Origin of the sequence: Bradyrhizobium xenonodulans, from assembly GCF_027594865.1 — a bacterium.
Taxonomy (GTDB): domain Bacteria; phylum Pseudomonadota; class Alphaproteobacteria; order Rhizobiales; family Xanthobacteraceae; genus Bradyrhizobium; species Bradyrhizobium xenonodulans.
Genome location: NZ_CP089391.1, coordinates 3,289,029 through 3,309,692, shown reverse-complemented (window position 1 = coordinate 3,309,692; position 20,664 = coordinate 3,289,029). Strand labels below are relative to the sequence as shown.

Genomic DNA, 20,664 nt, shown 5'->3' with positions numbered 1-20,664 from the left:
GGTTCAGTTGCGTGCGCTCGCCCGCATCGTCTCCGGCGACGTCGTACGCTGCAGGAATTCGGCGTCATTGTTGGCCGACGGAATCAGGATCGCGCGTTCGCGCGGCAGGGCCTCCGGCATCTCGTCGCGGATGAAGGCGATCAGCTTCTCCCGCATCTCGCAGCGCAGATCCCAGGATTGCGGCGCGTTTCGCGCACTGACCAGCGCGCGCAGCTCGATGGTGCGCGAATCCGCGTCGATCACCTGGAGATTGACCACCGCACCGTCCCACAGCTTGGACTCCTTCACCGCCCCTTCCAGCCAGCGCCGGATGCGCGGCACGTCGGCGCGATAGTCGACATGCAGCGCGATGACGCCGATCAGCGACGCGGTGTCACGCGTCCAGTTCTGGAACGGTTTTTCGATGAAGTAGGACAGCGGCACCACCATGCGGCGCCAGTCCCATAGCCGGATCACCACATAGGTCGCGGCGATATCTTCGACCCAGCCCCACTCGTTCTCGATGATGACGGCATCCTCGATGCGGATCGGCTGGGTGATCGCGATCTGCAAGCCCGCGATCAGATTGCTGAGTAGCGGCCGCGCGGCAAGACCGACGATGATACCGGCCGCGCCGGCCGAGGCGAACAGGCTGACGCCATATTGCCGGACCGAGTCGAACGTCATCAGCGCGGTCGACACCGTGATGATGACGATGATGGTGTCGGTGACGCGCTTGAACACGCGGACTTGCGTGACGTGCTTGCGCGCAACGAAGTTCTCGGTGACATCACGAAAATTCTGTAGATATCGCGCCGCGCTCATGTCGACGATCCGGATCGAGATCCAGCCGATCAGGGCGATGAAGGCGACGACGAACAGGCGCATCAAGGGCGTGCGGATCGTGTCGTCGAGCGGCGCGAGCGGCAGGACCAGTGCGACGGCGGCAAGGCAAAGCGCCAGCTGGGCCGGGCCCGACGTGCGCTCGATGAACACGCTCAAGAGCGGCAAGCGGGTTCCGAAGGCGCGGTCGAGCAGCCAGATTGCGACCCTGTACACGAACAGGGCAAACAGGATCGCGCCGGCAACCAGGCTGAGGCCGATAAACCACGAGGGTATCCAGCCGAGCATCCTGTCGATGTCGGCCATGACGGCCTGCCAATTCATTGCTGTCCCCATGCTTGCATTCACATAGCCGGCTCAACGCCTGCCGGCGGGCTTTCGCTCCCCCCACCCTGTGCAACGCAGCATTCCGCTGATGCAACCGTCACCGAACTGCGCTAATCTTGGGCATTCATGACCAGACGTACCGGCAGCGCCGATCTTCCTCTCCACACCGGCCGGGTTCCGCCCTGGCTGGCGAGCCGTATGGCCTCGCTGGGTGCGATCGTCACGCAGGCGATCGTGCATCATTACGGCCGCGACGCGTTTCTCCAGCGCCTCTCGCATCCGTTCTGGTTCCAGTCGTTCGGCGCCGTCATGGGAATGGACTGGCACTCCTCCGGCATCACCACATCCGTGATCGGCGCGCTGAAGCGCGGGCTCGGACCGCTCCAGGATGAGCTCGGCATCTATGTCTGCGGCGGCCGCGGCCAACACTCGCGCAAGACGCCGGACGAACTGCTGCAGCTCGGCGACCGCGTCGGCTTCGATGGCGTGAAGCTCACGCGCGCCAGCCGTCTGGTGGCGAAGGTCGACAGCGCCGCGGTGCAGGACGGCTTCGATCTCTATCTCCACGGCTTCTTCGTCACCGCCGACGGCAAATGGACGGTGGTTCAGCAGGGCATGAACGGCGACAAGCGGCAGGCCCGCCGCTATCACTGGCATTCCGAGGCGCTGAAGAGTTTCGTCGATACGCCGCACAGTGCGATCGACGGGCCGCAGCAGGGCGAGATCGTCAATCTCACCGACCACCGCGCCGAGGTCTCGCGCAGCGCGCAGCTTGAGCTCCTCAGCGATCTCGGCCCGGATCGCATCGTCTCCGAGTTCGAACGGCTCACGGGGATTGCGCCCGAACCTGCGCAGGCCATGCTTCCGCACCTGATCATGCCGGCGCATCACGATGTGCGCCCCAAGGACGTGTTCGCACGCCGCCTGCACGGCACGCTGGCGGCCGCGGCCGAGCGTGGCCCAGTTGATTTCCCGGAATTGCTGCTGACGCCCGGCGTCGGCGCGCGCACAGTGCGCTCGCTGGCTATGGTGGCCGAGATCGTGCACGGTGCGCCTTATCGTTTCAACGATCCCGCGCGCTTCTCGCTCGCCCATGGCGGCAAGGACCGGCATCCCTACCCCGTCCCGATCAAGGTCTATGACGAGACCATCCGCGTGCTGAAAGGTGCGATCCAGAACGCCGGGCTCGGACGCGAGGAGGAGATGCAGGCGATCAAGCGCCTCGACGACCAGGCGCGGCGGCTGGAGAGCACCGCGCAGGGCCCGTCAGTCGAGACCTACATCGCCGGTGAGCGTGCCGCCTCACCCGATCTCGACGGCCGCTCCGTGTTCGGCTGGGAGCGCGATCTCGCGCCGACAAAAAAGCGGACCGGCTGAACACCGGTCCGCAAGTCGAGCGGGAGGAACGTCCCTCTCAGGTCTCGTCGATCTCCGGCTCCTCAATGAGCCGATTGGCTGCATGGTCCTGATATTGTTCGGTCTGGATGGACTTGCCATCCATGCCGCGAATGTCGGAATGCTGCGCCTTGTCGCGGTTCGACAGGATCATGTTATCGCCGATCTTGTCCTTGGGGATATCAGTCAGCGCTCCATTACCTGCGCCCTTGCCGTGCGCGCCTGAACCGATATGCGTCTTGCCTCCATGGGGCATGCTTTGCTCCAATCATGATTGTCCGCAGTTCGCCAACGCATGGCCCGCCGGGTTTGTTTCGCGGTTGCATCGGGGAACGTCGAAGTTCCGCCTAGCTTGCGAGCAACTGCTTTGCCTCGCTTGACCGCCGTCTCTCGCCGGCATCGGCAATCACGGGCAATTTCGCAATCATGCGAATCCCCGGCCGCTTGCGCCAGTGGATCTGCGAAGCCTCGACCGCAAGACCAAGCCGCGGCCAGCGCGTGAACAGGGCCTGAAGCGCGCAGATCGCCTCGATCCGTGCGAGCTGATGTCCCAGGCAGAAATGGATTCCCGTGCCGAAGGACATATGGCGGTTGGGCTTGCGTTCCAGGTCAAGCCGCTCGGGCTGGTCGTGCACCGCGGGGTCCATGTTCGCGGCGGCCAGCATGACCATAACGCGGTCGCCCTTCTTCAAGCGCACGCCCTCGAGCTCGACATCCCGCCGCACATAGCGTGGCTTGGAAAATTGCACCGGCGAGACGAAGCGCAAAAACTCTTCCACGGCAAGCGAGGTGCGGCTCCAGTCCTCTTCCAGCCAGTCGCGCACACCCGGATTCCTGAGCAGCTCGTAGATTGAGCCGCTAATGAGATGCGTGGTGGTTTCCGAGCCTGCCCCGAGCAGCAGGAATACCATCGCCACCATTTCGCCCGGGGTGATCTGACCGCCCTCGCGCTCGACCTGGACCAGTTCGGCAATCAGCCCTTCGCCGCCCTGCTCGCGAGCTATCTGCAATTGTTGTGCGAGGTAGTCTCGCATCTTGCGAAACGCGAACAGCAGACGGAAGAAGCTGACGGCATTCGTCAGCGAGGACATCGCGTTGGCCCAGGCGATGAATTTTGGCCGATCCGCCGGAGGCAGGCCCAGGAGCTCCGAGATCACCGCGAGCGGCAGGATGCGCGCATAGCGCGGGATGAGATCAGCCGGGCTTCCGTTCGCAAACAGCTCGCCGGCGAGACCGTCGGCAATGGCGCGGATGCGCGGCTCCATCGCGACGATCGCGCGGCGACGAAAGGCCTCGTCCACGATGCTGCGAAGCCGCGTATGATCCGGCTCGTCCATCGACAGCATGTTGTTGGCGATGGTCCTGACGATCCCTGGCATCCACCAGCGCAGGCCCGCGACGTTGCCATCCTCCTTGCGCAGCGTGAAGGTCGCGCCGTCCTTCAGCACCTGCGCCGTCGCATCATGGGTCACTGTGATCCAGACATCGCCGACGATAGGAAATCGCGTCGCCACCACAGGGCCTTGCGCGCGCAACGCGGCGATGGCCTTGGGTGGATCGCGAAAGAAGGCCTCGCTGGTGAAATCGAGGCGCGGTGTCATGGGATCACCGAAAGGGTTGGTGGCGCCTCAACCAGATGGGATGCGGGATGCGCCACGCAAGGCCCGGAACTCTCGTTCCGAAATATCAGCCGCGCCCGGGCGGCCGCTGGCCGGTCTTGCGCTGCTGCGTATAGGAGTCCCAATGGCTCCAGCTGCCGTTGCTGAGGCTCTGCATGTCAGTGCCCAGCGGACGGCGCGTGCGCTTGTCGTGATCGGCGATCACCCGCTCGGACTGCGCGATCTTGCGCTTTAGTTCCACCACCGCCTTCTGGGTCTGGCCGTTCCGCTTCGAGGACGCGATCTCGCCCATCGTGAAGCGCGCGGTCTCCAGCGCCTTCAACTCGGCGCGGTTCTTCTTCAACTGGACCCGGTGCCAGGCGATGTTGCTGTCGCTGTCCGCAACCATGTGGGAACTCCGCTGATTCGCTCCCACATAGTATCAAGCGCCGAATCGGCGCCGCAACGGGCGCCAGACGGCGAAAATGCGGTGTTATTGGGCAGGAATTCTGGACCTAGCGTTCCGCGAAGGCCTTTTCGACCACGAACTGGGCCGGCTCGCCGTGGTTGCCTTCGACAAAGCCCCGCTCGCCCAGGAGCAGGCGGGTGTCCGCGACCAGCGCCGGGCTGCCGCAGATCATGACGCGGTCATGGGCGGCTTCCAGGCCCGGCAGACCGATATCGGCAAACAGCTTGCCTGAGGTGATGAGATCGGTGATGCGGCCGCGGTTGCGGAAAGGATCGCGGGTCACGGTCGGGTAATAGATCAGCTGCTCGCGGATGTACTCGCCGATCAGCTCGTCCTTCGGCAGCGTCTCGGTGATCATCTCGCCATAGGCGAGCTCCTTGACGTGACGGCAGCCGTGCAGGAGCACCACCTTCTCGAACCGCTCGTAGGTCTCGGGGTCCTTGATCACGCTCAGGAACGGCGCGAGGCCCGTGCCGGTGCCGATGAGGTAGAGGTTGCGCCCCTCCTCCAGATTGTCGATCACCAGCGTGCCGGTGGCCTTGCGGCTGACGATGATCTCGTCGCCTTCCTGCAAATGCTGGAGGCGCGAGGTGAGCGGACCGTCCGGCACCTTGATCGAGAAGAACTCCAGCGTGTCCTCGTAATTGGCGCTGGCGACGCTGTAGGCCCGCAGCAGCGGCTTCTCGCCGACCTTGAGCCCGATCATGGTGAACTCGCCGTTGCGGAAACGGAAGGTCGGGCTGCGCGTGGTCTTGAAGGAGAACAGCGTGTCGGTCCAGTGGTGGACGCTCAAAACGCTTTCCTGGTTGAAATTGCTCATCTCACCTTCCCTGTCGCGTCAATTGCGGTTCCGAGGCGGGCAGCTATGCGTCGTTTGTACACGATCATTCGTGTACTAATGAATAATCCTGCTTGCTCCCGGGGTCAAGGCTGCCCAAGATCGCGAGCGTTGCAGTTACGAATAAGGAGCCCCTTCCATGGCGCATGACGCACCCCAGGCCACCGGACCCTCGAAGCTCGTGGTCCGGAATATCGGCCTGATCCTGTCCGGCGCCCTGGAAAAGCCGATCTTGGACGGCGACACCATCGTCGCCGAGAACGGCAAGATCACCGCCATCGGAAGTTTCAAGGACCTCGACACCGAAGGCGCGACCACCATCGTCGAGGCCAACGGCACCACGGTGGCACCCGGCCTGATCGACAGCCATGTCCACCCTGTCGCCGGCGACTGGACACCCCGCCAGAACCAGATCGGCTGGATCGACAGCAACCTTCACGGCGGCGTCACCACGATGATCTCGGCCGGCGAAGTCCACATGCCCGGGCGGCCCCGCGACGTCGTGGGGCTGAAGGCGATGGCGATCTTCGCCCAGCGCGCGTTCTGGAATCTGCGTCCGGGCGGCGTGAAGGTTCACGCCGGCGCGCCGGTGATCGAGTGCGAGATGGTCGAGGAGGATTTCAAGGAATTGGCCGCGGCCGGCGTCAAGCTGCTCGGCGAGGTCGGCCTCGGCGGCGTCAAGGACGGTCCGACAGCGCGCAGGATGGTCGGCTGGGCGCGCAAATACGGCATCCAGAGCACGATTCACACCGGCGGCCCTTCGATCCCCGGCTCCGGCCTGATCGACAAGGACGTGGTGCTGGAGGCCGACACCGACGTGGTCGGCCACATCAATGGCGGCCACACCGCGCTGCCCGACGACCAGATCCGCTGCATCTGCGAGGGTTGCAAGCGCGGCCTCGAGATCGTGCACAACGGCAATGAGCGCTCGGCTTTGTTCACGCTACGCATCGCGCGCGAGATGAACGACCTGCACCGGGTCATCCTCGGCACCGACGCGCCGGCCGGCTCCGGCGTGCAGCCGCTCGGCATTCTGCGCATGGTCTCGATGCTGTCCTCGCTCGGCGACCTCCCAGCCGAACTCGCCTTCTGTCTCGCCACCGGCAACACCGCGCGGATGCGGCAGCTCGACTGCGGCCTCATTGAAGTCGGCCGCTCCGCCGACTTCGTCATCATGGACAAGGCGCAGCACTCGCCCGGCAAGACCATCCTGGAGAGCGTCCAGCTCGGCGACCTCCCGGGCATCGGCATGACCATCATCGACGGCATCGTGCGTACCCAGCGCAGCCGCAACACCCCGCCCGCAGGCCGGGTGCCGGAGGTGGTGGCGAAGTGACGCAGCCGGAGCGGCCCCCGCTCCGCGTCGTCTCTCGAAGGCGTTGAACAAGTCTCCTGCCTGCTGCGTCTAACGCAGGCAGCCCTCGGCGGCGGCAGTTCATTGCTGGACCATCGAGGGGGCATGAAAAACTCATCGCGAATAGCCGCTGGCGTTGCCGGCGCCGTGGCGGGCTATGTCGCGATCTTCGTGCTGTTCTCCCTGCTCGATTTCGGCAACCGGGCGGACCCGATCACATCGGGTCTGTTGGGATTGTTCGTCTACTCCCCCATCGGCGCGATCGCCGGCGCGGTGCTTGCCAGCTGGCTAGTGACGCGTTCAGGCCAGGAGGCAAACAATGGCGGCCTCGCGCGCAACAGCCTGAAGTCGCTCGGCGTGGTCGCCCTGCTCTGCGTCACCGGTCTCGGCATCTACATCGCCTACGCCTATGCAACCGCCACGCCCTGGCTCAACCGGAACGGCGCCAATCCCCTGCTCGTGTTCGAGGTTCGTTTTCCGCCCGGCGCGACGGTGCCGGCGCAAGGCATCAGCATCGAATTGCAGACCGATCTCAACACCATGCCGGGCGAAATGACACCGGCCGGCTTCCATCGCGACGGCGACCAGTACGTCATCGCGGGCGAGGTCGAGCTCGCGTTTCGCACCTCGCACCGGCAGCTCGGCGTCAACATTCAAGGTCAGCCGGGCCGGCTCTATCCGATCGATCTGAGCGCCCGGGCGCCGCATGCGCCGGAGTTCGGGACTTGGCGGCGGCTCGCTGACGGCAGCGAAATCCGCTATCGCGCCAAATGGCCGGGAAAGTCGTAAGGGATCAGCGCTTCTTCGCGATCTCACAACGCACATAGGTCTGGCGCTTGGCCTGCCCGACCGGGCCGTTGTCCATCACCAGTCTGCCATCGGCAGCGATGGAGATGCGCGGATTGGAGCGAAACTTCTCGCCCTCACCTTCGCAGGCGAGCTTCATTTTCCAGCCGAGCTTGCCGTCCGCGGTGATCTCGCTGGCGCGGCACCGCGTCTCGTACCAGTACAGGCGATTGCCGCCTTCGATGCTCATCCGGTTGGGGCTGTCGTCGTCGCGGCAGTCCTTTTTGCTGGACGCCCAGAAGCCCTCGTAGGCCTGCGCCGCCGAGGCGGGAGCGCACTGGCTTGCCAGTGCCACGCCGAGACTCAGAAACATCGCAACCCGCGTCGCCGCTCTCATGACGTAAACCTCGATAAGCCCCTCATCGAGATTAGTCGCCAGTCCCCGCAGCTTGTTCAACTGCCGTAGGGTGGGCAAAGGCGCGAAGCGCCGTGCCCACGATTTTTTCCTGATTGAGAGAAATGGTGGGCACGCTTCGCTTTGCCCACCCTACGAGACTACGTCACTACGACACCTTCACCGCAGCTTGTTCAACAGCGCCATCAGCGTCTCGCGCTCCTTGGCGTCGAGCGGCGCCAGCGTCTCACGGGTGATGGCAAGCGCGTTCGGCGCGACCTTCTCCGCGAGCTGCTGTCCGGCGCGCGTCAGGCTGACCAGCAGCCGCCGTCCGTCCTCGGGATCCTGGCTGGTCTCGGTCAGGCCGCGCGCCGTCAGGCGATCGATCACGCCCTTGATGGTCGCGACGTCCATCGCCGTCAGCCGCCCGAGCTGGTTCTGCGAGCATGGCCCGGCCTCGGCGAGCTTCGACAGCGCCGCCCATTGCGTCGGCGTGATGTTGGTGCCGATGTCGCGGGAGAAGATTGCGCTGTGGCGCTGCCAGACCTGGCGCAGGATGAATCCGACCTGCTCGTCGAGCACGTAAGACGATTTGGACGGCTTGACGCTCTTCTTCGCCGCGACGCTTCTCGCCATCCGCTCGCTGCCCTTCCCTTTGCTGTCACAACGACAAGTGCGCGTCGCGGATATCCGGACGCGCATCGAGCTCGGCCATGGTGCCGCCGAAACAGATGCGGCCGCGCTCGATGATATAGGCGCGATCGGAGATCAGCCGCGCAAAGTGCAGATTCTGCTCGGAGACGACGATGCTGACGCCTTCCTTCTTCATGGTCAGGATGGCTTCGACCATCTGCTCCACTATTTTGGGCGACAGGCCTTCCGAAGGCTCGTCCAGCAGAACCAGCGACGGATTGCCCATCAGCGTGCGCGCGATGGTGAGCATCTGCTGCTCGCCGCCGCTCATGCGGCCACCCGGCCGATTTTTCATTTCGCCAAGGTTTGGAAACAACGCGAACAGTTTTTCGCGCGTCCAGTGCGGCGCATTCGCGCGCTTCGGCTGGCGGCCGACCTCGAGATTCTCCTCCACCGTGAGATCCGTGAAGATGCGCCGCTCCTCCGGCACATAGCCGAGGCCCTCGCGCACGATCTCGTGGGTCGGACGCATCGAGACGTCCTTGCCCTCGAATAGGATGCGGCCGGTTCTTTGCGCGACGAGGCCGACGATCGAGCGGAACGTCGTCGACTTGCCAGCGCCGTTGCGCCCGAGCAGCGCGACCACCTCGCCCTCGCCGACCTCGAAGCCGATGTCGAACAGGATGTGCGCCGGGCCGTAATGGCTGTTGAGCCCCTCGACGGTCAGCTTCATGTCGATGCCCCCTCGCGGTGGCGGGCATCGTAGACCAGGCCCTCGCCGAGATAGACCGCCTGCACCTGCGCATTGCCGCGCACCTCGGCTGGCGAGCCCTCGGCGATCAGCGTGCCGCGATTGAGCACGATGATGCGGTCGGCATGCTCGAACACCACGTCCATGTCGTGCTCGGTGAAGAGCACGCCGATCGATTTCTCCCGTGCGATCTGCGCGGTCAATCGCATCAGGTCGACGCGCTCGCGCGGCGCCATGCCGGCGGTCGGCTCATCCATCAGCAGCAGCTTCGGCTGGTTGGCGAGCGCCACCGCAAGCTCAAGCCGCTTGAGGTCGCCATAGGCGAGCTCTCCGCAGGGGCGATCCGCGTAGCCGCCCATGCCGACCAGTTCGAGCAGCCGCCCCGCCTCGCCACGGTCGAAATTCGGCGCCGAGCCGAAGACATTGAACAGCTGCTTGCCGTGCGAGATCAGCGCGACCTGCACGTTCTCGCGCACCGTCATGGTCGCAAAGGTCGCGGTGATCTGGAAGGTACGGCCCACGCCCATCCGCCAGACCTCGCGCGGCTTCTTGCCGGTGATTTCCTCGCCCGCCAAACGCACGTGGCCGGTATCCGGCTTGTTCTGGCCGTTGAGCATGTCGAAGCAGGTGCTCTTGCCCGCGCCGTTCGGTCCGATCAGCGCCAGGATTTCGCCAGCGCGCAGCGAGAACGAGACACCGCGCACGGCATGGATGCCGCCATAGGATTTGGTCAGGCCTTCGACCGCGAGAAGTGGGGGTGCAACGCTCATTCGGCGGACTCGATCGGCTTGGCAAGCAGGGGGGATCCCGGCGGCGATGCCTTCCTGCGGCGCTGCGCCAGCATCTCCAGCATGCCGACGATGCCCTTGGGGAAGACGACGACGATCAGCACGATGAAGCCGCCGAGCACGAGCTTCGACAAATCGGTCTGGCTGACCAGCCAGATGTTCAGAGCCTTGTAGACGATGGCGCCGATCACCGCGCCCGACACCGTCTCGACACCGCCGAGCAGCACCATGACCAGCGCATCGACCGACAGCGAGATGCCGAGATTGTCAGGGAAGACGCTGCCCTTGAGATAGGCGAACAGTGCGCCGCCGATCCCGGCCGTCGTTCCCGCGATCACGAACGCCGTCCACTGGATGCGCTTGGCGTTGATACCGATCGCTTCCGTGCGCAGCAACGAGTCGCGCGTCGCGCGGAGCGCATAGCCGAAGGGCGAGAACACCATCGCCCGCAACGCGATCGTCACGAGCGCCGCGACGCCCAGCGCCAGCCAATAGAAGCTCGACGGGCTCGCCGCCCACTTCTCCGGCCAGACGCCGAGGATGCCGTTGTCGCCGCCCGTTACGCTCACCCACTGGAACGCGATCGACCAGACGATCTGCGCAAAGGCCAACGTCAGCATCGCGAAGTAGACGCCGGAGAGCTGCACCGCGAAGAAGCCGAACACGGCGGCGCCCATGCAGCCGAGCAGCGGCCCGAGCAGGAGACATACAATCATCGGCAGCCCCGCCATCTTGGCGAGGAACGCAACGCCGTAAGCGCCGAGGCCGAAATAGGCGGCGTGACCGAAGGACGCGAGCCCGCCGACCGACATCAGAAAGTGCAGGCTGGCGGCAAAGATCACGAAGATCGCGATCTCCGAGCCGACGGTGAGGAGGTAATTGCCGGCGAACAGCGGCAGCGTCGCCGCGATGACGAGCACCACAAGCGACGCCAGCCGCTCGTTCGACGTCAGCGGCCGCCAGGGATTGACGGTGAGGCCCGGCGTCTTGCGCGCGGCCGCCTCCGGCTTGCCGAACAGGCCCCAGGGACGGACGATCAGCACGACCGCCATCACCAGGAAGACCAGGATGATGGAAATCTTCGGGAAGATCAGGATGCCGAAGGCATTCAGTTCGGACACCAGCACGGCCGCGACGAAGGCGCCGACGATGCTGCCGAGGCCGCCGATCACGACGACGACGAAGACCTCGACGATGATGCGCAGGTCCATGGCGTGATGCACGGCGTCGCGCGGGATCTGGAGCGCGCCGCCGAGGGCGGCGAGGAAGACGCCGACCGCGAACACCGACGTGAACAGCCATTTCTGGTTCACGCCCAGCGCTGCGACCATGTCGCGGTCCTGCGTCGCCGCGCGCACCAGCACGCCCCAGCGCGTGCGCTGGAACAATAGCCAGAGAATGCCGAGCACGACCGGTCCGAGCACGATCAGGAACAGATCATAGCTCGGAATGTTCTGGCCGAAGAAGTCGATGGCGCCCTTGAAGCCCGGCGCGCGGCGGCCGACGAGATCGTCAGGCCCCCAGATCAGCACGACGAGGTCCTCGACCATCAAGGTCAGGCCGAAGGTCGCGAGCAACTGGAACAGTTCGGGCGCGTGATAGATGCGGCGGAGCAGCACCATCTCGACGATGATTCCGATCAAGGCCACGGCAAACGCGGCCATCACGATCGCGCCCCAGAAGCCGAGCGCACCCGACAGGCGCTCGGTGAGCGTGAAGGCGATGTAGGCGCCGATCATGTAGAAGGCGCCATGGGCGAAATTCACGATCCGCGTCACGCCGAAGATGATCGACAGGCCCGAGGCCACCAGAAACAGCGACGCTGCGCTGGCGAGACCGGTCAGAAACTGTACGACGTAAAATGCCATCGGCGATCCGGGTTAGTTAAGTCTGAGTTCTGGGCTTCATCCTTCGATACGGCGCTGCGCGCCTCCTCAGGATGAGGGCCGGGACCCTCATGGTGAGGAGCGCGGCAACGCCGCGCGTCTCGAACCACGAGGCCCCGGTCTCTCCTCGCATCAATCCTTCGGACGCAGCTTCTCGACTTCGGCGTCGCTGGGCAGATAGTCCGCGCCCTTCTTGTAGGACGAGTCCACCATCACGCCCTTGCCGTCCTTCAGCGCGGTCTTGCCGACATAGGCCCCGAGCGTCGACTGATGGTCGATCTTGCGGAAGGTGATCTCGCCGAACGGCGACGGCATCGACAGCCCCTCCGCTGCGGCAATCAGCTTCTCCGGATCGGTCGAGCCGGCCTTCGCGAGGATCGCGGCCGCAGCCTTGATGGTCTGGTAGCCGACGATCGAGCCGAGACGCGGATAGTCGTTGTACTTGGCCTGATACGCCTTCAGGAACGCGTCGTGCTCCGGCGTCTTGATCGAGTACCAGGGATAGCCGGTGACGATCCAGCCCTCGGGCGTCTCGTCCTTGAGCGGATCGAGATATTCGGGCTCGCCGGTCAGGAACGAGACCACCTCGCGTCCCCTAAACAGGCCGCGGGTGTTGCCTTCACGCACGAGCTTCACGAGATCGGCGCCGAAGGTGACGTTGAGGATCGCTTCGGGATTGGCGGCGGCAACCGCCTGCACCACGGGACCTGCGTCGATCTTGCCCTGCGGCGGCCACTGCTCGTCGACCCACTGGATGTCAGGGCGCTTCTCCGACATCAACTTCTTGAACACGGCAACGGCCGACTGGCCGTATTCATAGTTCGGCGCGATCGTCGCCCAACGCTTGGCCGGCAGCTTGCTGGCGGCTTCCACCAGCATCGCCGCCTGCATGTAGTTGGAAGGCCGCAGACGGAAGGTGTATTTGTTGCCTTTGGACCAGGTGACGGCGTCCGTCAGCGGCTCGGCCGCGAGGAAGAACACCTTCTTCTGGTTGGCGAAGTCGCTGACGGCAAGGCCGATGTTCGACAGGAAAGTGCCTGTGAGCATCGCAACGCCCTCGCTCGACATCAGCTCATTGGCCGCGGTCTGCGCGTCCGCCGGCTTGCCGCCATCGTCCTTGGAGACGACCACGAGCTTCTTGCCGTTGATACCACCGGCGGCGTTGATCTCCTCGACGGCGAGCTGCCAGCCCTTGCGATAGGGCTCGGTGAACGCCGGCAGCAGCGAATAGCTGTTGATCTCGCCGATCTTGATGTCCTGTGCCATGGCCGAATGAGCCATGCCGCCCGCCAGAAGCGCAAAGGCCGCGCCGACGAAGTAATTTCTTGCTCGCATCCCAACCTCCAGTTTTGAACTATTTCTTGAGCATGATCTTATCGGAAAACCGGTTCCCACTTTTCCGGATCATGCTCTATCTCAAACCGTCTTCGCCCTTGATCTCCGCAACGGTCAGGCCTCCGACACGCGGCAGCGGACGGCCGCTGTCGGTGACGGCGACCGCGACCATGATCTCGTTGGCGCGCGGCGCGTCGTTGATCTGGACTTCCATGCCGTCGAAATGGCTGCGCACGAAGGCCGCGTCCTTGTGGCCGAGCGGAATGTCGAGCGTCGTGCCGGGGCCGCTGCGCTTCTTCGACGACGGGATCAGCGCCGCGCCCTTGCTCAGCACTTTCCGCACCGGTGCACCCATCTTCGGGTGCAGGATCGCAGCGGCGTGCTCCAGCTCGCCATTCTCGCCGACGGCGGCTGCCTTGCCATAGCTCTGCGCCTTCGCACCGTCGATGCCGAGCGCGGCCACCGCGCGCTTCGACAGGAGCTCGCCGAGCTCCTCGCCGATCGCGATCAGGGGCGAGAGATCCTCGACATACGTCCCTGCAAAGGGATTTTCGATCACGGCAATCGCAGCCGCGCGCCGGGTCGGCGGCGAGACCTGGCGGCCCATCTCCATCTGCGTCTCTTCGACGACGGTGACGATCTTGCGGATGATCGCGCTCATGTTTCGCTTCCCTGTTCAGGCAACCGCATTCTCCAGCACAAGTGGGCGCGATCGCTGCCGTTCAATATCTTTCGGTCCGATGACAAGCATATCACCGCAAAGCTGCAACACGGCACCCTCGATCAATCCGCGATCGAACAATTGCCGTGCACATTCCGAGCCAGATTCCAGCGCGGCCGCGATCTCGTTCTGCGACAATTCACCGACGCCGCGGGTGACAAGACGCGCGCCGAGATCGCTATCGGGCTGAAGCTCGTTCGCGGGGTGCCGAATGATGGCGGAATGCCCGGGCAGATCGACGGCGTTGGCGATGACCGTCGCGGCCGCATCGGCCTGCGAGGCCCTCGCCGCCAGCACCGTCACGGCATCGGCAATGCCGAGGGAAAAGCTCCGGCCGTGGCGTCCGCTGGTCGCGATGCCGCGCACGGGATCATCCGCATCGATCCGTAACGTCCGCATCACGCCGTCGCGGTCAGGGCGATCCATCAGGCCAACCGTGAAATGCTCACCCCGACCGAGATGCAGCGCGATGTCGCCGCCATTGTTGACATAGGCTTGATCGAGCGTCGCAGCCCCGAGCATCGCACCGAGAATCTCCTCCGCCACGCTGCCGGCAACCGCCGCCATTGGCGTGATGAAGCCATCAGACGCATAAGGCACGACAGCGGCGTGCATGCGACGCGCGACCACGCCTTTCAGTGCGGTCCGCTTCTCAGCGGCCATGCGCAGTTCGAGCAATTCCGCGCAGAGCTCATCGAGCAGACCGGTGAAACGGTGCGCCGCAGCCTCATAGGCCGCACGCACTTCGTCCACAGGCCCCCTTGCCTCGATGATCAGGTCAATCGGTCCATCCTGCAAATGCAGCCGCCGGCCATCTGACAGCAATGCGATTTGCGGGAGCCTCGTCATGCCCGCGGTCCCGGAATCGGATTCTGCCAGGGCAACTGGCGAACATCGTCGCCATTCTGCACTTCGGCCAGCGGCTTCACATAATCCATGTGCCCGCCGAGCGCGGCGTAGTCGGACAGCTTCATCGTGAATTCGATCGGCGCGACCAGCGCCGGCGTCGGCACATAGCCGAACGCACCCGCCGGCATCTGCGTCACGTCGACCATGTAGGTGATGCCGCCGCCCGGCCAGACATAGACGGGCGCGCCGCCGCTGGTGACGCGCGTCAACGCATCCTTCACCGAGCGCGTCAGCCGCACCGGATTATCGGTGACGCCCGCGCGCAGCGAGCCGCCGGCACCCGCCATGAACAGCACCGTGCACAGCGCCGGCTCGCAATTTTCCTGGATACGCTCGACCGAAAACTTCAGGTCGGCCGGCATCTCGGTCGCGACTGGATTCAAGGCTTCGTCGAGCACGTAATAGGACGAATGCTCGCCGGTCGTGGAGACCATCAACATCGACAGGCCGGCCTTCGCCTCCTTCTTGTCGAAAGGACCGAGGATCGCGAGCGGATCGGAAATGTTGGTGCCGCCCCACCCCGTGCCGGGATCGGCGACCTGGAAATAGCGGCCGGGCGTCGAGCGCCGCCCCTTCATCTTGATGCCGGTGTCCGCGATGTCGAGCAGCTTGCCGGCCTGATGCTCGCTGAGCACGCCCGTGATGTGGTCGTCGACCACGACGACCTCGTCGACCTTGCCGTGCCATTGCTTGGCGAACATGCCGATCGTCGCCGAGCCGCAGCCGACCCGCATGCGCTCTTCCTTCACGCCGTTGACGATCGGCGGCTGCCCGGCCTGCACCACCACGCTGGCGCCGCCGTCGATGGTCAGTTCCACCGGCTTGCAATTGGCGAGGTCCATCAGCGTGTCGCAGGTGACGCGGCCCTCCTTCTTGGAGCCGCCGGTGAGATGATGCACGCCGCCGAGCGACAGCATCTGCGAGCCGTATTCGCTGGTCGTGACGTGGCCGACGGCCTCGCCCTGCGCGCGGACGGTCGCGGTTTCCGGCCCGAGATAGCGGTCGGTATCGATCTTCACCTTGATGCCGCAATAGGAGAAGATGCCCTCGGTGACCACGGTCACCATGTCGACACCATCGACCTCCGCAGAGACGATGAACGGGGCCGGCTTGTAATCGGGATAGGTCGTGCCCGCGCCGATCGCCGTGACAAAGGTTGAGGGTTCGTGGACGATCTTGCCGTCCCAGTCTTCGGTGCGGCTGAACGGGACGAGCTTGCCGCCATGCGAGACCGTGCGCTCCAGGATCACATGCGGATCGACGCGGACCAGCTTGCCGTCGTGATTGGCGTAGCGATCGCAAGCGCCCGCCGCGCCCGGCTTGATGTAGCACATCACCGGACAGGCATCGCAGCGGATCTTGTCGATGGCAGCGCTCGTTGTTTCCATCACCATGCCAAAGTCAGCGGACACTGCGGTTATCATTCGTATACGAACGATGTTGCGCGCGCTCCGGAGGACTGTCAAGCGGCGGTGCGGCGCAAAAGATGCAGCTGCCGCATAAAACCTCATTTGCCTATCCGCTCTGTCCACAAAGAAGGCAGTCGCGTTGCAGTGCGGCATGCACGGCTTGCACGTTTGTGTACAAACGGTATCGTCACGACGCAGAACTTTCGCGATTGCATAGTCTTGATTGCATAGTCTTGGGCTTGGGAACGACGATGACGCAGACACCGATCCGCCTCACCGTGAACGGCAGGATCCACGAGATCACAGCGGCGCGCGACACGCCGCTGCTCTACGTCCTGCGTAACGATCTCGCGCTCAACGGACCGAAATATGGATGCGGCCTGGGGGAATGCGGCAGCTGCACTGTCCTGATTGACGGTGCGGCCGCGCGCTCCTGCGTGTTTCCCATTGGCGGCTGCGCTGGGCGCGACATCGTGACGCTCGAAGGGCTCGGCACGCGCGACAAGCCCGATGTCGTGCAGCAGGCCTTCATCGACGAGCAGGCCGCACAATGCGGCTACTGCCTCAACGGCATGATCATGACCACCAAGGCGCTGCTCGCGATCAACCCGCAGCCCACGGAGCAGGAGGCGCTGGCAGCGCTGCGCTACAATCTCTGCCGCTGCGGCACCCATATCGAAATCCTGCGCGCCGTGATGCGGGCGTCGGGCCAGCTCGCCGAGGCCGGTGATTGATGGCCTCCCCAGTTTCGAACGGAGCTGAGCGGGGCTCGCTCGTCGTCGTCCGCACCGTGGACGAGGTCACAGCCGAGACCTTCGTCCGCATCACCGCGGACGGTTCGGTCACGGCCTATAACGGCCATGTCGATCTCGGCACCGGTATCCGTACCGCCCTCGGCCAGATCGTCGCCGAAGAGCTGGATGTGTCCTTTGCCCGCGTCGTCGTCGTGCTCGGTGACACCGCCGTCGTTCCGAACCAGGGCGCGACGATCGCCAGCGAAACCATCCAGATCACCGCTGTCCCGCTGCGCAAGGCGGCTGCCCAGGCGCGCCACTTCCTGATTGCGCTTGCGGCGGACCGGCTGGAACTGCCGGCGGATGACCTCAAAATCGAAGACGGCCTCGTGCGCGGGCACGACAATCGCAGCGTCAGCTATGGCGAGCTGATCGGTGGCGAGACCATTCGCCTCGAGCTTGCCGACGACGTGGCGGTCAAGCCAGTCGGCGATTACGCCATCGTCGGCCAGTCGATGCCGCGTGTCGACCTGCCCGCCAAGGCCACGGGTGAGCTGACCTTCGTCCACGACATCCGCGTGCCGGGCATGCTGCACGGCCGTGTGGTGCGACCGCCCTATGCCGGCGTCGATGCCGGCCCGTTCGTCGGCACCAGCTTGATCGCGGTCGATGAATCCTCGGTGCAAGACGTTCCCGGTATCATCGCCGTCGTGCGCATCGGCGATTTCATCGGCGTCGTCGCCGAACGCGAGGAGAATGCGATCCGCGCGGCCGAGCAACTCGCGGTGAGCTGGAAGCCGACACCGGCGCTGACCGATCTTTCCGATGTCGAGACCGCGCTCCGCGCCAATCCATCGACCCCGCGCACACTCATCGACAAGGGCGACGTCGATGCGGCGATTTCGAGCGCGGCCACGCCGATGCAGCGCACTTACGTCTGGCCGTACCAGATGCACGCCTCGATCGGTCCCTCGTGCGCGGTCGCCGACTTCCAGGACGGCAACATCCGCGTCTGGTCGGGCACGCAGAACCCGCACATTCTGCGCAGCGATCTTGCACTCCTCATCGAGCGTCCCGAGAGCGAGATCGAGGTCACCAGGCTGGAAGCGGCCGGCTGCTACGGCCGCAACTGCGCCGATGACGTCACCGCGGACGCGCTGCTGCTCTCGCGCGCGGTCGGCCGGCCCGTGCGCGTACAGTTGACGCGCGAGCAGGAGCACGCCTGGGAGCCCAAGGGCACGGCGCAGCTCATCGACGTCAATGGCGGCCTCGATGCCGACGGCGGCATCGCGGCCTACGATCTCGCCACGCGCTATCCCTCGAACGCCGCGCCGACGCTCGCACTCCTGCTGACCGGTCGCATCTCATCCGAGCCCGCCGTGCTGCAGATGGGCGACCGCACCGCGATCCCGCCCTATGATTACGACAACATGCGCGTCGTCGCCCACGACATGCCGCCGATCGTGCGCGCGTCCTGGTTTCGCGGCGTCTCGGCGCTGCCGAACACCTTTGCGCATGAATCCTACATCGACGAGGCCGCGTCCGAGGCCGGCGTCGATCCCATCGAATATCGCCTGCGTTATCTGAAGGACCAGCGCGCGGTCGATCTCGTCAACGCGGTCGCCGAACGCGCAGGCTGGACGCCGCGTCCGGTTCGCGAGGAGAAGGACGGCGAAATCGTGCACGGGCGCGGCTTTGCCTATGCGCTCTATGTCCACAGCAAATTTCCGGGCTACGGCGCGGCGTGGTCGGCGTGGGTCACCGACGTTGCCGTGAACAAATCCACCGGCGATGTCAGCGTTACGCGCGTCGTCGCGGGGCAGGACTCCGGCCTGATGATCAATCCGGACGGCGTGCGCCACCAGATCCATGGCAACGTCATCCAGTCCACCAGCCGCGCGCTGATGGAGGAGGTCTCGTTCGAGCGCGGTACGGTGGCGGCGCGGGAATGGGGCGCCTATCCGATCATCCCCTTCCCTGACGTCCCCAAGATCGACGTGCTGATGTTGCCGCATCAGGACCAGCCGCCGCTCGGCGTCGGCGAGTCCGCCTCGGTGCCGAGCGCCGCGGCAATCGCCAACGCAATCTTCGATGCCACCGGCGTCCGCTTTCGCGAGCCGCCGTTCACGCCGGAACGAATTCTGAAGGGATTGCACGGTGAGGCATCGCCCGTGCCGCAGGCTTTGCCTGCACCCGCTGCGCCAAGACCGTCCCGCATCTGGGAAAATCCGTTCGCCAAACGCGCCGGCATTGTCGCGACGATTGCGGCCGTCTGCACCGCCGCGATCGGCATCGGCGCGGCGCTGCTGCCCGTGCGCGCCATCGCGCCGATCGCACGGCCCGATGCATCGGTCTATTCCGCCGCGACGATCGCGCGCGGCGAGCAGCTTGCGGCGCTCGGCAATTGCGCGGAGTGCCACACCAGCCTCACGGGCGTGCGCAACGCCGGGGGCCGCGCGCTGGAGACGCCGTTCGGCACGATCTACTCCACCAACATCACGCCCGACGTCGAGACTGGCATCGGCGCCTGGTCCTATCCCGCCTTCGAGCGCGCGATGCGCGACGGGCTGCATCGCGACGGACGACAGCTCTATCCCGCTTTCCCCTACACGCACTTTTCCAAGACCAGCGATGCCGACATGCAGGCGCTCTACGCCTACCTGATGGCACAGCCCGCGATACGCGCGACGGCGCCTTCAAACACGCTCACCTTCCCATTCAACTTGCGTCCGCTGCTCGCGGGCTGGAATGCGCTGTTCCACCAGACGAAAGAATTCACGCCCGATCCCGCCAAATCCGAGGCCTGGAATCGCGGCGCGTATCTCGTCGAGAGCCTCGGCCATTGCAGCGGCTGCCATTCGCCGCGCAATGCACTCGGCGCCGAGCAGCGTGGGGCCTATCTCGCCGGCGGTTTCGCCGAAGGCTGGGAGGCACCGCCGCTGGCCTCGCTCTCACACGCGCCGATCCCATGGAGCGAGGACGAGCTGTTCGCCTATTTGCGCACCGGCCATTCGCGCTATCACGGCGTTGCGGCGGGTCCGATGGCGCCTGTTGTCAGGGACCTCAAGGCCCTGCCCGACCAGGACATTCGCGCGATGGCGGTCTATCTCAACGCGTTCAACGACAATGCGGCCGACGCGCCCGCACTCGCAACGAAGCTCGAGAGCGCAACGCAAGTCACCGTCGCCTCGTCCACGGGCGCGCGGCTCTATCAGGGCGCCTGCGCCGTCTGCCACGAGGTCGGCGGCCTGCCGCTGTTCGGCAGTCGGCCCTCGCTCGCGCTCAACAGCAATCTGCACAGCGCGACATCGGACAATCTCGTGCAGGTGATCCTGCACGGCATCGCGGAGCCTGTGTCCAGCGATCTCGGCTACATGCCGGCATTCAAAAACAGCATGAGCGACGTGCAGATCGAAGAGCTCGTCACGTTCCTGCGCAGGCAGTTCGCGCCCGACAAGCCGGCGTGGACCGGCGTGCGCGAGACCATCGCGCGCGTGAGGACGTCAATGCACTAA

Annotated in this window: 19 protein-coding genes; 5 read left to right on the top strand and 14 right to left on the bottom strand. The window is 65.1% G+C overall.

Annotated elements, in window-relative coordinates; translation table 11 throughout:
- Window positions 1-3: 3 nt before the first annotated feature.
- The gene (locus I3J27_RS15260; protein WP_270170631.1) at window positions 4-1,146 is read right to left on the bottom strand and encodes a mechanosensitive ion channel family protein; all 1,143 of its coding nucleotides are present in this window, start codon (window positions 1,144-1,146) and stop codon (window positions 4-6) included.
- A gap of 129 nt (window positions 1,147-1,275) precedes the next feature.
- Here I3J27_RS15260 and I3J27_RS15255 point away from each other — a divergent pair, with 129 nt between their 5' ends.
- Window positions 1,276-2,526 (top strand): DUF763 domain-containing protein, encoded by a 1,251-nt coding sequence (locus I3J27_RS15255; RefSeq protein WP_270170629.1) that lies wholly within the window; start codon window positions 1,276-1,278, stop codon window positions 2,524-2,526.
- Window positions 2,527-2,563: 37 nt separating this feature from the next.
- Here I3J27_RS15255 and I3J27_RS15250 read toward each other — a convergent pair whose 3' ends face one another.
- The 4 genes from I3J27_RS15250 to I3J27_RS15235 all read right to left on the bottom strand — a co-directional run bounded on the left by I3J27_RS15250 (window position 2,564) and on the right by I3J27_RS15235 (window position 5,431).
- A complete protein-coding gene (locus I3J27_RS15250) occupies window positions 2,564-2,800 on the bottom strand; it encodes a hypothetical protein (protein WP_270172787.1) in 237 nt (78 codons plus the stop codon).
- Window positions 2,801-2,891: 91 nt separating this feature from the next.
- Entirely contained in the window at window positions 2,892-4,145 is a 1,254-nt protein-coding gene (locus I3J27_RS15245; RefSeq protein ID WP_270170627.1) for a cytochrome P450, read from the bottom strand.
- Between the two features lie 85 nt (window positions 4,146-4,230).
- Complete coding sequence (locus I3J27_RS15240) at window positions 4,231-4,551, bottom strand: hypothetical protein (protein WP_270170625.1); 321 nt, start codon at window positions 4,549-4,551, stop codon at window positions 4,231-4,233.
- 106 nt (window positions 4,552-4,657) lie between these two features.
- Window positions 4,658-5,431: a ferredoxin--NADP reductase gene (locus tag I3J27_RS15235; protein WP_270170623.1), complete on the bottom strand. Its 774-nt coding sequence runs from the start codon at window positions 5,429-5,431 to the stop codon at window positions 4,658-4,660.
- Window positions 5,432-5,588: 157 nt separating this feature from the next.
- Here I3J27_RS15235 and I3J27_RS15230 point away from each other — a divergent pair, with 157 nt between their 5' ends.
- Window positions 5,589-6,785, top strand: coding sequence for an amidohydrolase family protein (locus I3J27_RS15230; protein WP_270170621.1), 1,197 nt, complete (start codon window positions 5,589-5,591; stop codon window positions 6,783-6,785).
- Window positions 6,786-6,908: 123 nt separating this feature from the next.
- Window positions 6,909-7,592, top strand: a complete 684-nt coding sequence (locus I3J27_RS15225) for a hypothetical protein (protein ID WP_270170619.1) — start codon at window positions 6,909-6,911, stop codon at window positions 7,590-7,592.
- Between the two features lie 4 nt (window positions 7,593-7,596).
- Here the strand turns inward: I3J27_RS15225 and I3J27_RS15220 are convergent, their stop codons facing one another.
- The 9 genes from I3J27_RS15220 to I3J27_RS15180 form a co-directional block, all read right to left on the bottom strand.
- Window positions 7,597-7,986, bottom strand: a complete 390-nt coding sequence (locus I3J27_RS15220) for a hypothetical protein (protein ID WP_270170617.1) — start codon at window positions 7,984-7,986, stop codon at window positions 7,597-7,599.
- Window positions 7,987-8,163: 177 nt separating this feature from the next.
- Window positions 8,164-8,619: a MarR family winged helix-turn-helix transcriptional regulator gene (locus I3J27_RS15215; RefSeq protein WP_270170615.1), complete on the bottom strand. Its 456-nt coding sequence runs from the start codon at window positions 8,617-8,619 to the stop codon at window positions 8,164-8,166.
- A 25-nt stretch (window positions 8,620-8,644) separates the two neighbouring features.
- Complete coding sequence (locus I3J27_RS15210) at window positions 8,645-9,349, bottom strand: ABC transporter ATP-binding protein (RefSeq protein ID WP_270170613.1); 705 nt, start codon at window positions 9,347-9,349, stop codon at window positions 8,645-8,647.
- A complete protein-coding gene (locus I3J27_RS15205; RefSeq protein ID WP_270170611.1) occupies window positions 9,346-10,137 on the bottom strand; it encodes an ABC transporter ATP-binding protein in 792 nt (263 codons plus the stop codon). The genes I3J27_RS15210 and I3J27_RS15205 overlap by 4 nt, the downstream gene beginning before the upstream one ends.
- Window positions 10,134-12,023 carry an ABC transporter permease gene (locus tag I3J27_RS15200; RefSeq protein ID WP_270170609.1) on the bottom strand — a complete coding sequence of 630 codons (1,890 nt, stop codon included), beginning with the start codon at window positions 12,021-12,023 and terminating at the stop codon, window positions 10,134-10,136. Before I3J27_RS15200 ends, I3J27_RS15205 begins: the two co-directional genes overlap by 4 nt.
- A 150-nt stretch (window positions 12,024-12,173) precedes the next feature.
- Complete coding sequence (locus I3J27_RS15195; RefSeq protein WP_270170607.1) at window positions 12,174-13,376, bottom strand: ABC transporter substrate-binding protein; 1,203 nt, start codon at window positions 13,374-13,376, stop codon at window positions 12,174-12,176.
- Between the two features lie 76 nt (window positions 13,377-13,452).
- Window positions 13,453-14,037 carry an amino acid synthesis family protein gene (locus tag I3J27_RS15190; protein ID WP_270170605.1) on the bottom strand — a complete coding sequence of 195 codons (585 nt, stop codon included), beginning with the start codon at window positions 14,035-14,037 and terminating at the stop codon, window positions 13,453-13,455.
- 15 nt (window positions 14,038-14,052) lie between these two features.
- A complete protein-coding gene (locus I3J27_RS15185) occupies window positions 14,053-14,946 on the bottom strand; it encodes a UPF0280 family protein (RefSeq protein WP_270170603.1) in 894 nt (297 codons plus the stop codon).
- The gene (locus tag I3J27_RS15180) at window positions 14,943-16,400 is read right to left on the bottom strand and encodes a 6-hydroxynicotinate reductase (RefSeq protein WP_270172785.1); all 1,458 of its coding nucleotides are present in this window, start codon (window positions 16,398-16,400) and stop codon (window positions 14,943-14,945) included. Before I3J27_RS15180 ends, I3J27_RS15185 begins: the two co-directional genes overlap by 4 nt.
- 266 nt (window positions 16,401-16,666) lie before the next feature.
- On the opposite strand from I3J27_RS15180, the gene I3J27_RS15175 reads away from it, so the two are divergent.
- A complete protein-coding gene (locus tag I3J27_RS15175) occupies window positions 16,667-17,149 on the top strand; it encodes a (2Fe-2S)-binding protein (protein ID WP_270170597.1) in 483 nt (160 codons plus the stop codon).
- Entirely contained in the window at window positions 17,149-20,664 is a 3,516-nt protein-coding gene (locus I3J27_RS15170) for a molybdopterin cofactor-binding domain-containing protein (protein ID WP_270170595.1), read from the top strand. The genes I3J27_RS15175 and I3J27_RS15170 overlap by 1 nt, the downstream gene beginning before the upstream one ends.